A 13,184-nucleotide genomic window follows, 5' to 3' on the forward strand; every position below is an offset into this window, starting at 1 on the left:
GGTGGGTTCGTGCGGGGGAGGGGCTCAGCGGCCCAGCTCGCCGGAGATCTTCTCCAGCTGCGCCAGCCGCTGCTCCAGGCTCGGGTGGGTGGACATCAGCTGGCTCGCCACCTCCTTGGCGCTCAGCGCGGGGGCGAAGAAGAAGGCGTTGTACGGCTGGGCCTTGCGCAGGTCCTGGGTCGGGATCGCGCCGATCTGCCCGGTCACCTTGGTCAGCGCCGAGGCCAGCGCGCTGGGCCGGCCGGTGAGCTGGGCGGCGGCCCGGTCGGCGGCCAGCTCCCGGTAGCGGGAGAGCAGCCGGGTGAGCAGGAAGCTGATCGCGTAGACCACCATGCTGACCAGCGAGACGAGCACGATCGCGATGGCGGCGTTGTCATTGTTGTTGTTGTTCCGGTTGCCGCCGCCGCCCCACATGCCGGTGTAGAGCGCGATCCGGGTGATCGCGCCGGCCAGCACGCCGAGGAACCCGGCGATGGTCATCACCGCGACGTCCCGGTGGGCGACGTGCGACAGCTCGTGCGCCAGCACGCCCTCCAGCTCCTCCGGCTCCAGCCGGCGCAGCAGGCCGGTGGTGACGCAGACCACCGCGTTGTTCGGGTTGCGGCCGGTGGCGAAGGCGTTGGGCATGTCGTTGTCGGCCACCGCGACCCGGGGCTTGGGCATGTCGGCCAGCGCGCAGAGCCGGTCAATGGTGCCGTGCAGCTGCGGGTACTGCTCGGGGGTGACCTCGTGGGCGCCCATGGCCCGCTGGGTGATCTTGTCGCTGAACCAGAACTGCGCGATGAACAGGCCGCCGGAGAGCAGCACGATCAGCGGCCACGCGCCCCTCAGCAGCACGATCAGGATGCCGGTGAACCCGACGTACAGCAGCCCGATGAGGAACATCGTGGTGACCATCCGACCGGTCAGACCCCGATCGGGAGCAAAGCGGGTGTGGGTGCCGGACGCCGACATTTCTGCTCCTAGGGTCCATCCGTCTTGACTGATATCGATGCTGCCACTTCGACCGGCGCCCGGCACCCACCTGGCGGGACTTCCACACGTGATCCGTGCTTCATCCCCGCCACGGGGCGTTCCTGCCGTCGGACCCGGGCCTTACACTGGCAGGTACGGTTCTGGCACTCTTCAATGCAGAGTGCCAGCCGACCTACGGAGAGTGCAGGGCCCGGCACCAGGACAACGTGCGAAGAGGGAGGTGCGTGCCATGTTCGACGAACCGGAATCCGATCCGCGCGCAACCGGCGGCGAGCCGGTCGTTGGCAGCTCGTCGTCGTCGACCTCGTCCCGAGCCGCCAGGGCCAAGGCGCCGAACCGGCGTCCGGCCCGCACCCCGGCGACCCGCCCCGCCGCACCCGTCGAGCACCCCGGCACCCTGCCGCTGGACGACCGCAAGCTGGCCGTGCTGCGCGCCATCGTGCAGGACTACGTCGGCACCGAGGAGCCGGTCGGCTCCAAGGCGCTGGTCGAGCGCCACAACCTGGGCGTCTCCCCGGCGACCGTGCGCAACGACATGGCCACGCTGGAGGATGACGGCTACATCCAGCAGCCGCACACCAGCGCCGGCCGGATCCCGACCGACAAGGGCTACCGGCTGTTCGTCGACCGGCTGGCCGAGATCAAGCCGATGAGCGCGCCCGAGCGCCGCGCGATCCGCCACTTCCTGGACGGCGCGGTCGACCTGGACGACGTGGTGGCCCGCACCGTGCGGCTGCTGGCCCAGCTGACCAGGCAGGTCGCGGTGGTGCAGTACCCGTCGCTGATCCGCTCCTCGGTCCGTCACGTCGAGCTGGTGATGCTGGCCCCCACCAAGGTGCTGCTGGTCCTGATCACCAACACCGGCCGGGTCGAGCAGCGTATGGTGGACTGCCCCGCGCCGATCGGCGAGAGCACGCTGGCCGAGCTGCGGGCCCGGTTGAACGCCAGGGCGGGCGGCTGCCGGTTCCCGGAGGTGCCGGCCCTGGTCGAGGACCTGCCGCTGTCCTTCGAGCCGGCCGAGCGCCCGATCGTCTCCACGGTGCTCTCCACCTTCTTCGAGTCCCTGGTCGAACAGAGCGAGGAGCGGATCATGCTGGCCGGCACCGCCAACCTCACCCGGTTCGGCCACGACTTCCCGCTCACCATCCAGCCGGTGCTGGAGGCGTTGGAGGAGCAGGTGGTCCTGCTCCGCCTGCTCGGCGAGACTAATGACGGCGGCATGACCGTCCGGATCGGACGTGAGAACGACTACGAGGGCCTGAATTCCACGTCGGTCGTCTCGGTCGGTTACGGTTCGGGCGATGAGAGCGTGGCCAAACTCGGAGTCATCGGGCCGACCCGGATGGACTACCCCGGCACCATGGGGGCGGTCCGGGCGGTGGCCCGGTACGTGGGGCAGATCCTCGCCGAGTCGTAGCAACAACCCATAGCAGCCCAACCCTTAGCAATACTGTCTAGAGGCGGAACAAGCGGAGTCATTGGTGGCCACGGACTACTACGCGGTACTCGGCGTCCGACGCGACGCGGGGCAGGACGAGATCAAGAAGGCGTTCCGGCGCCTGGCACGTGAACTGCACCCGGACGTCAACCCGGACCCGAAGACGCAGGAGCGGTTCAAGGAGATCAACGCCGCCTACGAGGTGCTCTCCGATCCGCAGAAGCGCCAGGTCTACGACCTCGGCGGCGACCCGCTGTCGCCCAACGGCGGCGGCGCGGGCGGCTTCGGCGCCGGTGCGGCGGGCTTCGGCTTCTCCGACATCATGGACGCCTTCTTCGGCGCGGCGGCCGGCCAGCGCGGGCCCCGCTCGCGCACCCGGCGCGGCCAGGACGCGATGATCCGCCTGGAGATCACCCTGGAGGAGGCCGCCTTCGGCACCACCAAGGAACTCCAGGTCGACACCGCCGTCACCTGCACCACCTGCAGCGGCGAGGGCGCGGCCCCCGGCACCACCGCGCAGACCTGTGACATGTGCCGCGGCAAGGGCGAGGTCTCCCAGGTCACCCGGTCCTTCCTGGGCCAGGTCATGACCTCCCGCCCGTGCCCGCAGTGCCAGGGCTTCGGCACCGTGGTGCCGACCCCGTGCCCCGAGTGCGCCGGCGACGGCCGGGTCCGGGCCCGCCGCACCCTCACCGTCAAGATCCCGCCGGTGTCGACAACGGCACCCGGATCCAGCTGGCCGGCGAGGGCGAGGTCGGCCCCGGCGGCGGCCCGGCCGGCGACCTCTACGTGGAGATCGCCGAGACCAGCCACCCCACCTTCCAGCGCCGCGGCGACGATCTGCACTGCACCGTCACCATCCCGATGACGGCGGCGGCGCTCGGCACCCAGGTGCCGCTGCAGACCCTGGACGGTCTGGAGGAGGTCGACATCCGGCCCGGCACCCAGTCCGGCCAGTCGATCCCGCTGCACGGCCGCGGTGTCACCCACCTGCGCGGGGGCGGCCGAGGCGACCTGATAGTGCATGTCGAGGTGCAGACGCCCACCAAGCTCGACCCCGAGCAGGAGGAGCTGCTGCGCCGGCTCTCGGCGCTGCGTGGCGAGGAGCGGCCGTCCGGCCAGTTCGCGCCCGGCCAGCAGGGGCTGTTCTCGCGCCTGAAGGACGCCTTCAACGGCCGCTGAGCCGTCGTTACCCAGCACGTACCGCCGCAGCCCCGGGTCGTTCGACCCGGGGCTGCGCCCACCCCAGAAGGCTCCGCTGATGACCGCACCCGTCTTCATCGTCGACACCGCCCGACTGACCGCCGCCGCGCCCGGCGCCGTGGTCCGGCTGGACGGCGCCGAGGGGCGGCACGCCGTCGCCGTGAAGCGGCTGGAGGCGGGTGAGGCGGTCACCCTGACCGACGGCCTGGGCCTGGGCGCCTTCGGCACCGTCGCCGCGGTGCACGGCAAGGACGCGCTGGACGTCACCGTGGCCGAGCTGCGCGCCGAGCCCGAGCCGAGCCCCCGGATCACCGTGGTGCAGGCGCTCCCCAAGGGCGACCGCGGCGAGCTCGCGGTGGAGACCATGACCGAGGTCGGGGTGGACGCGGTGATCCCCTGGTCGGCGTCCCGCTGCATCACCCAGTGGAAGGGCGATCGCGGCGCCAAGGCGCTGGCCAAGTGGCGGGCCACCGCCCGGGAGGCCGGAAAGCAGTCCCGCCGGCTGCGCTTCCCCGAGGTGGGCGAGCCGATGACGACCCGTCAACTGGCGCCGCTGCTGGCCCGGGCGGCGTTCGCGGCGGTGCTGCACGAGGAGGGCGCAGAGCCGCTGGCCGCCGCCGAGCTGCCGACCGCCGGGGAGATCGTGCTGGTGGTCGGCCCGGAGGGCGGGGTGAGCCCGGAGGAGCTCGCCGCCTTCGCCGAGGCCGGAGCCAAGCCGTACCGGCTGGGCCCCTCGGTGCTGCGCACCTCCACCGCCGGAGTGGCCGCCGGGGCGCTGCTGCTCGGGCGGACCGGCCGCTGGGCCTGACCGTTCGCCGATCGCCTGGGCCGGCTCCCGGGAATCGGTGGTCCCGGGCCCCACGGGATGCATAACCTGACCGGGTGACGGACACCGAGAGCACCTCCACCGGCGGCGCCTACCTGCGCCATCCCCATCTGCACGGCGACCTGGTGACCTTCGTCGCCGAGGACGACGTCTGGCTCGCACCGCTCGACGGCGGCCGTGCCTGGCGGCTGACCGCCGACCGCTCACCGGTCTCCCATCCGCGCTTCTCGCCCGACGGCCGCACCATCGCCTGGACCGCCAGCCGGGACGGCTCCGCCGAGATCCACGCGGCCTCGGTGGACGGCGGCGAGGCCCGCCGCCTGACCCACTGGGGCAGCACCAGCCGCACCCTGCTGCGCGGCTGGACCAAGGACGGCGAACCGGTCGCGATCACCTCCGCCGGCCAGCCGACCAGCCGTCAGGCCTGGGCCTTCGCCGTGCCGCTGGACGGCGGCAGCCCGCGCAAGCTGCCCTACGGCCCGATCGGCAACCTGGCCTTCGCCCCCGACTCGGACGACGTCCTGCTGCTCTCCGCCTACTCGCTGGAGCCGGCCCGCTGGAAGCGCTACCGGGGCGGCACCGCGGGCAAGTTGTGGATCGGCAGCACCACCGGGGAGTTCCACCGGATCCACCAGGAGCTGGACGGCAACATCGAGTCCCCGCTCTGGGTGGCCCATGGAAAGGAAGGAGGTCGGATCGCCTTCCTCAGTGACCACGAGGGCTGCGGCCACCTCTACTCCAGCCGCCCCGACGGCACCGACCTGCGCCGCCACACCCCGGACGGCGACTTCTACGCCCGGGGCGCCAGCACCGACGGCACCCGGGTGGTCTGGCACAGCGCCGGCGACCTGTGGCTGCTGGACAGCCTGGACGCGGACGCTGCTCCGCGCCGGCTGGAGGTCACCCTGGCCGGCCCGCGCAGTGGCCGCCGCCGCTACCCGCTGTCCGCCGCCGGCCGGGTGGAGACCGCCGCCCCGGACGCCACCGCCAGGGCCGCCGCCGTGGTGGTGCGCGGCGGCGTGCACTGGCTGACCCACCGGGAGGGGCCGGCCCGGGTGCTGTCCGAGACGCCCGGCGTGCGGGCCCGGCTGGCCCGGGTGGTCCCGCCCGTCGACGAGGACGGCTCGCAGGGCGCGCTCTGGGTGACCGACGCCGAGGGCGACGACGCCCTGGAGTACGCCCCGGAGGTGCTCGGAGCGGAGCGCCGCCGACTGGCCGCCGGCCGGCTCGGCCGGGTGCTCTCCCTGGTGGTCGCCCCGGACGGGCGGCGGGCGGCGGTGGCCGCGCACGACGGCCGGGTGCTGCTGGTGGGCCTTGCCGACGACACGGTGCGCGAGCTGGCGCACAGCCGGGACGGCGAGGTGAGCGGTCTGGTCTTCGCCCCGGAGTCGGACTGGCTGGCCTGGTCGCAGCCGGGCCTGGGCGGGTCGGTGCGGCAGATCATGCTCGCCGAGATCGCCACCGGCACCGTCGCCGAGGCCACTCCGCAGCGCTTCGTCGACACCTCCCCGGCCTTCACCGCGGACGGCAGGCACCTGGCCTTCCTGTCGGTGCGCAACTTCGACCCGGTCTACGACGCGCACAGCTTCGACCTCGGGTTCCCGACCGGGGCCCGCCCGTACCTGCTGACCCTGGCGGCCGACACGCCGTCGCCGTTCGGTCCGCAGCGGCTGGGCCGCCCGGTCGACGGTGAGGACGACAAGCCGGCCGACAAGCCGGAGAAGGCCGGGGGCGACTCGACCGAGGAGGCCGAGGCGGAGCCCGCCGGCACCGTGGTCGACCTGGACGGGCTGGCCGACCGGATCGTGGCGTTCCCGGTCGAGGGCGGCCGGTTCGGCACCCTGCGGGCCGCCAAGGACGGCCTGCTGTGGACCAGGTACCCGGTGGTCGGCATGCTCGGCGACGACGCCGCCACCCCCGAGGACGAGCGCCCCGGCCCGGTGCTGGAGCGCTTCGACCTGCGCAAGCTGCGAGCCGAGCAGCTGGTGGACAGCCTGGACGCCTTCCAGGTGAGCGGCGACGGCAGCCGGCTGGCGGTGCTGGACGGCGGCGAGCTGCGGATCGTCCCCGCCGACCGCAAGGCCGGCGAGGACGACGAGGCCGGGGTCGACCTGGCCCGGCTGCGGATCACCGTGGACCCGGCGGCCGAGTGGCGGCAGATGTTCGACGAGAACGGCCGGCTGATGCGCGACAACTACTGGCGGGCCGACCTGGGCGGCTTCGACTGGGCGGGCGCGCTGGCCAGGTACCGCCCGCTGGTGGAGCGGCTCGGTTCGCACGACGACCTGGTCGACCTGCTCTGGGAGGTGGTCGGCGAGCTGGGCACCTCGCACGCCTATGTCTCGCCGCCCGGCCGCGGCGGTTTCGGCTCGCGTCCGCAGGGCCTGCTCGGCGCCGACCTGGAGCGCGACGGCGACGTCTGGCGGATCGCCCGGATCCTGCCCGGGGAGTCCTCCGACCCGCGGGCCCGCTCCCCGCTGGCCCAGCCCGGGGTGGCGATCCGCCCGGGGGACGCGCTGCTCGCCGTGGACGGCCGACCGGTCGACCCGGTGACCGGACCGGCCCCACTGCTGGCCGGAACGGCAGGCCAGCCGGTCGAGTTGACGGTCCGTCAGAAGGATGGCACGGTGCGCCACCCGGTGGCCGTGCCGGTCGCCAGCGACGAGGCGCTGCGCTACCACGACTGGGTGGCCGGGCGGCGGGCCGCGGTCCGTGAGCTCTCCGGCGGCCGGCTCGGCTACCTGCACGTGCCGGACATGATGAGCGCCGGCTGGGCCCAACTCCACCGCGACCTGCGGGTGGAGGTGGCCAGGGAGGGCCTGCTGGTGGACCTGCGCGGCAACAGCGGCGGGCACACCTCGCAGCTGATCATCGAGAAGCTCGCCCGGCGGATCGTCGGCTGGGGGGTGGCCCGCGACATGGCCACCGCGGAGAGCTACCCCAACGACGCCCGCGCGGCCCGGTGGTGGCGCTGGCCGACGAGCACTCCGGCTCGGACGGCGACATCGTCAACGCGGCGATCCAGGCGCTCGGCATCGGCCCGGTGGTCGGCACCCGCACCTGGGGCGGCGTGATCGGCATCGACAGCCGCTACAGCCTGGTCGACGGCACCGGGGTCACCCAGCCCAAGTACGCGATCTGGATCGAGGGTTACGGCTGGGACCTGGAGAACCGCGGGGTCACCCCGGACGTCGAGGTGGAGATCGCCCCGCACCAGTGGGCAGCCGGCGAGGACCCGCAACTGGCCGAGGCGGTGCGGATCGCGCTCGCCGGGCTGGCCGAGCAGCCGGCCAGGACCCCGCCGGCGCTGCCCTGAACGAAAGGTGCTTCCGGTAGGTTGGCGGATCGTCAGCAACCCACCGCCGACCTACCGGGAGCCCTCCCCATGGCCGACCAGCTCGACCCCGACTGCATCTTCTGCAAGATCGTCGCCGGTGCCATCCCGGCCAGCGTGGTCCGCGAGACCGAGCGCACCATCGCCTTCCGGGACATCAACCCGCAGGCGCCCACCCATGTGCTGGTCGTCCCCAAGGACCACTACCCGAACGCCGCCACGCTGGCCGCCGCCGACCCGGAGCTAGCCGCCGCCGTGCTGACCGAGGCCGCCGGGGTGGCCGCCGACGAGAAGATCGCCGACCACGGCTACCGGATGATCTTCAACACCGGTGCGGGCGCCGGCCAGACCGTCTTCCACGCCCATGTGCACGTGCTCGGCGGCGCGGCCTTCCACGAGGGCATGGTCTGACACCCGTGTCCAACCGTGAACTCGTCGTCCTCGGCACGGCCAGCCAGGTGCCCACCCGGCACCGCAACCACAACGGCTACCTGCTGCGCTGGGACGGCGAGGGCCTGCTCTTCGACCCGGGCGAGGGCACCCAGCGGCAGATGCTGCACGCCGGGGTCTCGGCCACCGACCTGACCCGGATCTGCGTCACGCACTTCCACGGCGACCACAGCCTGGGCCTGGCCGGGGTGATCCAGCGGATCAACCTGGACAAGGTGCCGCACCCGGTGCACGCCTACTACCCGGCGAGCGGCCAGGTCTACTTCGACCGGCTGCGGCAGGCCACCGCCTACCACCAGAGTGCGGAGCTGCCCGAGCACCCGATCCGGTCGTCCGGCCCGATCCCGGTGCCCGGTGCCCCGTTCGCCATGGACGCGGTGGCGCTCTCCCACCCGGTGGACTCGTACGGCTACCGGCTGATCGAGCCGGGCGGGCGGCGGCTGCTGCCCGAGAAGCTGGCCGAGTTCGGCCTGCGCGGCCCGATCGTCGGGAAGCTGCAGCGGCAGGCCGCCGTCGAGCTGGACGGTCGCACGATCACCCTGGACGAGGTCAGCGAGGTCTACCAGGGGCAGCGGTTCGCCTTCGTGATGGACACCCGGATGTGCGAGGGGTCGAGCGGCTCGCGGACGGCGCCGACCTGCTGGTGATCGAGGCGACCTTCCTGAACGCCGACGCGCACCTCGCTGAGGAGCACGGCCACCTCACCGCCGCCCAGGCGGCCCGGGTGGCGGCCGCGGCCGGGGTCCGCACCCTGGTGCTCACCCACTTCTCGCAGCGCTACCCCGACCTGGCCGGCCACCTGGCCGAGGCCCGGGAGCACTTCGACGGCGAACTGGTGATCGCCGAGGACCTCGCCAGGGTGCCGGTGCCGCGCCGCCGCCGGTGACTGCGAGCGATCGGGGTGCGGCGCGGAAACGCGAAAACGACTGGCATCACTGCGGGCAGTGCCGCACCATCGATCGGGCCGTGCCACAACGAACACCTGCGCGGCGTACCCTGGTGACCCGGAAGACCGAGCGGCACCCCGAGACCACGGATGGGATGAGGCAGGCCTCAGGGCCGACGTATGAGCGAACCGATGAGTGACACCGCACAGACCAGCGCCCAGGGCGGCGACGGCTTCAGCGCCCGGATCGTGATCCCCGAGAAGCACCCGATGGTCACCCTGCTCGGTGCCACCGACTCCCTCCTGCGGGTGATCGAGCGCTCCTTCCCCGACACCGACATCCACGTCCGCGGCAACGAGGTCACCGCCACCGGTGACCGGGCCGACATCGCGCTGGTCAAGCAGCTGTTCAACGAGATGATGCTGGTGCTGCGCACCGGCCAGCCGCTGACCGAGGACTCGGTGGAGCGGTCCATCGCGATGCTCAAGAGCGGCGCGTCGGACCCGGACGGCGCGGTCAGCCCGTCCGCCGTCTTCACCCAGAGCATCCTCTCCAACCGGGGCCGGACCATCCGTCCGAAGACCCTGAACCAGAAGTCCTACGTCGACGCGATCGACAAGCACACCATCACCTTCGGGATCGGCCCGGCCGGTACCGGCAAGACCTACCTGGCGATGGCCAAGGCCGTGCAGGCGCTGCAGGCCAAGGAGGTCAACCGGATCATCCTGACCCGCCCGGCGGTGGAGGCCGGCGAGCGGCTCGGGTTCCTGCCCGGCACCCTGTACGAGAAGATCGACCCGTACCTGCGCCCGCTCTACGACGCGCTGCACGACATGATGGACCCGGACTCGATCCCCCGGCTGATGGCCGCCGGGACCATCGAGGTGGCCCCGCTCGCCTACATGCGCGGCCGCACCCTGAACGACGCCTTCATCATCCTGGACGAGGCGCAGAACACCTCGCCCGAGCAGATCAAGATGTTCCTGACCCGCCTGGGCTTCAACTCCAAGGTCGTGGTCACCGGTGACACCACCCAGATCGACCTGCCGAGCGGCACCCGCAGCGGCCTCAAGGTGGTCCAGGAGATCCTCATGGACATCCCGGACATCCACTTCTCGATCCTGACCAGCACCGACGTGGTCCGCCACAAGCTGGTCGGCCGGATCGTCGACGCCTACGAGCGCTGGGATGCCCAGAACTCCGACGAGGCCGGCCCCGCGCCCCGCAAGGCCGCACCGCGCGGTCCGCGCAGTCGCACCCCCCGACAGCCCCATCGCACCGAAAGCTGAGCCACCCTCCGTCATGTCCATCGACATCGCCAACGAGTCCGGTTGGGAGGCCGACGAAGAGGCCATCCTCGACGTCGCCCGCTACGCCCTCGACAAGATGCGGATCCACCCGCTGTCCGAACTGTCCGTGATCCTGGTGGATGCCGAGGCGATGGAGCAGCTGCACATCCAGTGGATGGACCTGCCCGGTCCGACCGATGTGATGTCGTTCCCGATGGACGAGCTGCGCCCGGGCAAGGAGGACGAGGAGCTGCCGCAGGGCCTGCTCGGCGACATCGTGCTCTGCCCGGAGGTGGCCAAGGCCCAGGGCCTGGCCGCGCCCTCCAAGCACTCCATGGACGAGGAGCTGCAGCTGCTCACCGTCCACGGGGTGCTGCACGTGCTCGGCTACGACCACGAGGAGCCGGAGGAGGAGCAGGTGATGTTCGGCCTCCAGAAGCGGATCCTCGACGACTGGCGGGCCGGTCGCGGGCTGTCGGGGATCTCCCCGGCCCCCACCACCCATTGATCTGTGATGAGTGGCGATAGTACGAGTTTTCTGGTTGGCGCGTTCCTGCTGGTGATGCTCGGCTGGCTGGCCGCCTGCGCGGAGGCCGGGATCTCCCGGGTCTCCCGGTTCCGGGCCGAGGAGGCGGTGCGCAGCGGCCGGCGCGGCGCGCAGCGGCTGCTCACCCTGGCCTCGGACCAGGTCCGCTACCTGAACCTGGCCACCCTGATCCGGGTGGCCAGCGAGGTGGCGGCGGCCGTGCTGGTCACCGTGGTCTGCGTGCGCAGCTTCAACGAGACCTGGCAGGGCGTGCTGGTGGCCTTCGGGGTGATGGTGCTGGTCTCCTTCGTGGCGGTCGGTGTCTCCCCGCGCACCATCGGCCGGCAGCACCCGCTGACCACCGCCACCGCGTCCTCCTACGTCCTGCTGCCGCTGGCCCGGATCCTCGGCCCGATCCCGCGGCTGCTGATCCTGCTGGGCAACGCGCTCACCCCGGGCAAGGGCTACCGCGAGGGCCCGTTCGCCTCCGAGGCGGAGCTGCGGGCGCTGGTGGACCTGGCCGAGCAGGACGACCTGATCGAGGACGACGAGCGCCGGATGGTGCACTCGGTCTTCGAGCTGGGCGACACCATCGTGCGCGAGGTGATGGTGCCGCGCACCGACCTGGTGATGATCGAACGGCACAAGACGGTCCGCCAGGCGCTCACCCTGGCCCTGCGCTCCGGCTTCTCCCGGATACCGGTGGTCGGGGACAACGAGGACGACGTGGTCGGCATGGTCTACCTCAAGGACCTGGTCCGCCTCACCCACGTCAGCCGGGACGCCGAGGCGGACCTGGTGGACACCGTGATGCGCCCGGCGGTCTTCATCCCGGACAGCAAGCCGGCCGGCGACCTGCTGCGGGAGATGCAGCAGATGCGCTCGCACGTGGCGATCGTGATCGACGAGTACGGCGGCACCGCCGGCCTGGTCACCATCGAGGACATCCTGGAGGAGATCGTCGGGGAGATCACCGACGAGTACGACCGGGAGATCGCGCCGGTGGAGGAACTCGGCGACGGCACCTTCCGGATCACCGCCCGGCTGACGGTCGAGGACCTGGGCGAGCTGTTCGAGATCGGGCTGGAGGACGAGGACGTCGAGACCGTCGGCGGCCTGCTGGCCAAGCACCTGGGCCGGGTGCCGATCCCGGGCTCGTCCTGCGAGATCCCGGTGCCGGAGGACAACCCGGGCCACCTCGTGGCCATCGCCCTGACCGCCGAGAGCTCGGCCGGCCGCCGCAACCGGATCGGCACCGTGGTGGCGGCCCCGGTCCGCCGCGAGGTCGAGGCGGCGGACCCGGAGGACTGACGGACGGTCAGTTCCCCCGACTGGGTGGCGGGCGCCGCGGCGGTGGTGGCGCAGTTCCGGCTGGCCGCCGCGGAGCGGCCCGGGGACCACGGCTACCGGCAGATCCTCGATCAACTCGACGATCAGAGCCCGGAGTTCGCCGGGCTGTGGGCCCGTGGTGACGTTCGCGCACTCGGCCAGCTGATCAAGGTGATCGCCCGTCCGACCGCCGGGGTGCTGCACTTCGAGTCCACCCAGTTGCGGGTGCCGGCCCGCCCGGACCTGACGATCGTGGTGCTCGACCCGCTGCCCGGCACCGACACCGCCGCCCGGATGGCGTGGCTGACCAGTCCGGAGGGCGCCGGACCACGCTGCGCCGGGTGCCGACGGCCGCCTATGCTCGGCCCCATGACTGAGCTTGATCCGGAAGACCAGAAGATCATCACGCTGGCTCGTTCGATCCGGGCCCGCAACGGGGTCGCGGAGGGCGCGGCGGTGCGCGACGAGACCGGGCGCACCTATGTGGCGGGCGCGGTGGTGCTGCCGTCGCTCACGCTGACCGCGGTGCAGGCGGCGGTGGCGCAGGCCAAGGCCGCCGGCGCCACCGGGCTGGAGGCGGCGGCCGTGGTGACCGAGGCGGGCGAGCCCAACCCGGTCGACCTCGCGGTGGTGCGGGACCTGGGCGGCAGCGGGACCCCGCTGCTGCTGGCCGGGCTGGACGGGGCGCTGCGTTCCCGGGTCGAGGCCTGACACGTGGTGGGGGAGTCCCCAGGGTCGGTGAGGTCGTCGGATAATCTCACTGGCCATGGGGGCTCTCTCGTTCTTCGCCGCGCTGCTGGCCTTCTTCATGGCCATGGGCCGCTGGCACGAGACCCACTCGTTGCTCTGGGCGTGCGTGTCCGGCGGCATCGCGCTGCTCACGCTGGTCGGCGTGCTGCTGCGCGGCAAGTGACCCGGCACCCGAGC

9 protein-coding genes and 4 pseudogenes are annotated in these 13,184 nt (G+C 72.4%); 12 read left to right on the forward strand and 1 reads right to left on the reverse strand.

The genetic code is table 11. The features are described from left to right. Positions 1 to 24 precede the first annotated feature (24 nt). On the reverse strand, positions 25 to 954 hold the full coding sequence (htpX, locus tag E6W39_RS28505; protein ID WP_141635933.1) for a zinc metalloprotease HtpX: 930 nt from the start codon (positions 952 to 954) through the stop codon (positions 25 to 27). A gap of 250 nt (positions 955 to 1,204) precedes the next feature. On the opposite strand from htpX, the gene hrcA reads away from it, so the two are divergent. The 12 genes and pseudogenes from hrcA to E6W39_RS39770 all read left to right on the forward strand — a co-directional run bounded on the left by hrcA (position 1,205) and on the right by E6W39_RS39770 (position 13,170). After that, positions 1,205 to 2,392 carry a heat-inducible transcriptional repressor HrcA gene (gene hrcA / locus E6W39_RS28510; RefSeq protein WP_141635934.1) on the forward strand — a complete coding sequence of 396 codons (1,188 nt, stop codon included), beginning with the start codon at positions 1,205 to 1,207 and terminating at the stop codon, positions 2,390 to 2,392. Positions 2,393 to 2,456: 64 nt separating this feature from the next. Continuing rightward, a pseudogene (gene dnaJ / locus E6W39_RS28515) lies at positions 2,457 to 3,595 on the forward strand (molecular chaperone DnaJ). 79 nt (positions 3,596 to 3,674) lie between these two features. Continuing rightward, a complete protein-coding gene (locus tag E6W39_RS28520) occupies positions 3,675 to 4,424 on the forward strand; it encodes a 16S rRNA (uracil(1498)-N(3))-methyltransferase (RefSeq protein WP_141635935.1) in 750 nt (249 codons plus the stop codon). 2,201 nt (positions 4,425 to 6,625) lie between these two features. Further along, a pseudogene (locus E6W39_RS43700) lies at positions 6,626 to 7,758 on the forward strand (PDZ domain-containing protein). 69 nt (positions 7,759 to 7,827) lie between these two features. Beyond that, positions 7,828 to 8,187, forward strand: coding sequence for a histidine triad nucleotide-binding protein (locus E6W39_RS28530; RefSeq protein WP_141635936.1), 360 nt, complete (start codon positions 7,828 to 7,830; stop codon positions 8,185 to 8,187). 5 nt (positions 8,188 to 8,192) lie between these two features. Further along, positions 8,193 to 9,112 (forward strand): annotated as a pseudogene (locus E6W39_RS28535) (ribonuclease Z). A 192-nt stretch (positions 9,113 to 9,304) separates the two neighbouring features. Continuing rightward, positions 9,305 to 10,402: a PhoH family protein gene (locus E6W39_RS28540; protein WP_141635937.1), complete on the forward strand. Its 1,098-nt coding sequence runs from the start codon at positions 9,305 to 9,307 to the stop codon at positions 10,400 to 10,402. A gap of 13 nt (positions 10,403 to 10,415) precedes the next feature. Next, positions 10,416 to 10,910: an rRNA maturation RNase YbeY gene (gene ybeY, locus E6W39_RS28545; RefSeq protein WP_101380247.1), complete on the forward strand. Its 495-nt coding sequence runs from the start codon at positions 10,416 to 10,418 to the stop codon at positions 10,908 to 10,910. Between the two features lie 6 nt (positions 10,911 to 10,916). Beyond that, positions 10,917 to 12,239 (forward strand): hemolysin family protein, encoded by a 1,323-nt coding sequence (locus E6W39_RS28550; protein ID WP_141635938.1) that lies wholly within the window; start codon positions 10,917 to 10,919, stop codon positions 12,237 to 12,239. Positions 12,240 to 12,263: 24 nt separating this feature from the next. Beyond that, a pseudogene (locus E6W39_RS42080) lies at positions 12,264 to 12,545 on the forward strand (MmyB family transcriptional regulator); the annotation flags it as partial. Positions 12,546 to 12,614: 69 nt separating this feature from the next. Then, positions 12,615 to 12,968: a cytidine deaminase gene (locus E6W39_RS42085; protein ID WP_141638001.1), complete on the forward strand. Its 354-nt coding sequence runs from the start codon at positions 12,615 to 12,617 to the stop codon at positions 12,966 to 12,968. A gap of 55 nt (positions 12,969 to 13,023) precedes the next feature. After that, positions 13,024 to 13,170: a hypothetical protein gene (locus E6W39_RS39770; protein WP_181799475.1), complete on the forward strand. Its 147-nt coding sequence runs from the start codon at positions 13,024 to 13,026 to the stop codon at positions 13,168 to 13,170. Positions 13,171 to 13,184: the final 14 nt, after the last annotated feature.

It is taken from the genome of Kitasatospora acidiphila (genome assembly GCF_006636205.1).
In the GTDB taxonomy this organism is placed as follows: domain Bacteria; phylum Actinomycetota; class Actinomycetes; order Streptomycetales; family Streptomycetaceae; genus Kitasatospora; species Kitasatospora acidiphila.

Coding starts and splice junctions, on each gene's coding strand:
- htpX (WP_141635933.1), bottom strand. CDS start 954: ATGTCGGCGTCCGGCACCCACACCCGCTTTGCTCCCGATCGGGGTCTG.
- hrcA (WP_141635934.1), top strand. CDS start 1,205: ATGTTCGACGAACCGGAATCCGATCCGCGCGCAACCGGCGGCGAGCCG.
- E6W39_RS28520 (WP_141635935.1), top strand. CDS start 3,675: ATGACCGCACCCGTCTTCATCGTCGACACCGCCCGACTGACCGCCGCC.
- E6W39_RS28530 (WP_141635936.1), top strand. CDS start 7,828: ATGGCCGACCAGCTCGACCCCGACTGCATCTTCTGCAAGATCGTCGCC.
- E6W39_RS28540 (WP_141635937.1), top strand. CDS start 9,305: ATGAGTGACACCGCACAGACCAGCGCCCAGGGCGGCGACGGCTTCAGC.
- ybeY (WP_101380247.1), top strand. CDS start 10,416: ATGTCCATCGACATCGCCAACGAGTCCGGTTGGGAGGCCGACGAAGAG.
- E6W39_RS28550 (WP_141635938.1), top strand. CDS start 10,917: ATGAGTGGCGATAGTACGAGTTTTCTGGTTGGCGCGTTCCTGCTGGTG.
- E6W39_RS42085 (WP_141638001.1), top strand. CDS start 12,615: ATGCTCGGCCCCATGACTGAGCTTGATCCGGAAGACCAGAAGATCATC.
- E6W39_RS39770 (WP_181799475.1), top strand. CDS start 13,024: ATGGGGGCTCTCTCGTTCTTCGCCGCGCTGCTGGCCTTCTTCATGGCC.